Origin of the sequence: Cupriavidus sp. SIMBA_020 (assembly GCF_046535395.1) — a bacterium.
GTDB lineage: Bacteria > Pseudomonadota > Gammaproteobacteria > Burkholderiales > Burkholderiaceae > Cupriavidus > Cupriavidus campinensis.
On sequence record NZ_JAWRWU010001799.1, the window covers coordinates 1 to 231 of the forward strand.

The following is a 231-nucleotide window of genomic DNA, read 5'->3' on the forward strand; positions in this document are numbered from 1 at the left end:
GCTCAAAGCCCAAGGCGTATCGGAGCGCGAGATCGCGCGGCGCCTGGGCATTTCTCGCAACACGGTGGCGCGGTACCTGTCGGCTGAGGAAGTGCCGCGCTACAAGCCGCGTGAACCGCGGCCAACCAAGCTCGGAGCGTTCGAGGCGTACATCATCGTCCTGGAAACCGCGCGCATGGAACTCGACGTGGTCATCGAACTGTCCGCGCAACTGAATCCGGATTGGGCACG

1 protein-coding gene is annotated in these 231 nt (G+C 64.1%); it reads left to right on the forward strand.

Going from position 1 to position 231, the window contains the following annotated elements; genetic code table 11:
- On the forward strand, positions 1–231 hold a 231-nt coding region (locus SB751_RS35810), incomplete at both ends, for a helix-turn-helix domain-containing protein (protein WP_410749708.1).